The organism is Collinsella sp. CLA-ER-H8, assembly GCF_040092335.1.
Taxonomy (GTDB): domain Bacteria; phylum Actinomycetota; class Coriobacteriia; order Coriobacteriales; family Coriobacteriaceae; genus Collinsella.
The window spans coordinates 1-750 of sequence record NZ_JBBNLU010000031.1; the positions used below are offsets into that span (position 1 = coordinate 1).

The window sequence follows — 750 nt, forward strand, 5'->3', positions numbered from 1 at the left end:
TCAGGTCGAGGTTCCGCGGCATGGGAGGGCCGAGGCTGATGGAGGAGCTCCCCTCCGTGCGCGCCGAGGGCGCGCTGGGCGCCGCGCTCGGAGCGCTGGCGGACCTGTGGGCGGCGGCGCGCGACGCGGCGCTCGACATGGAGCGCGCGATCGAGGCGTCCCTGGAGGAGAACTGCCCCGCGCTGCTGGCGATGTACGGGTGCGGGCCCGTGAGCGCGGCCAAGCTCGCGGTCGCGGCCGGGGACAACCCGGGCAGGCTGCGCTCCGAGGCGTCGTTCGCGGCGATATGCGGCGCCTGCCCCATCCCCGCCTCGAGCGGCAAGACCGTGAGGCACAGGCTCAACAGGGGCGGCGACCGGCAGGCGAACAGCGCGCTGCACGAGATCGCGAGGCAGAGGGTCATGCGCGACCCCGAGACCGCCGAGTACGCCGAGAGGGCCAGGGGGCGGGGAAAGAGCGACAGGGAGGTCATGAGGTGCCTCAAGCGCTACGTGGCCAGGGAGGCGTACCGGGCGCTGATGCGCCCGCACGAGATCAGGAGGCCCGAGGACGCCTCGGAGCTCGTGGCGGCCAGGCGCGCGGCGAAGGTCAGCCAGGTGAGGGCGGCGTCCATACTGGGCACCAGCGAGAAGTACATCTCGATGCTGGAGAGGGGCCAAAGGGAGCTCAAGCCCATAAGGAGGGCCTACGAGGCGTGGGTCGAGGCCGGACTTCCGCTCGATTGGGACAGGCAAGCCTTCGAGGCCGAGC

The 750-nt window shown here is 72.3% G+C and carries 1 protein-coding gene; it reads left to right on the top strand.

Features of this window, described 5'->3' with window-relative positions:
• Nucleotides 1-38: 38 nt before the first annotated feature.
• Nucleotides 39-750 (top strand): IS110 family transposase (locus AAAX72_RS09675; protein ID WP_349130174.1); only part of this gene is annotated, 712 nt, incomplete at its 3' end.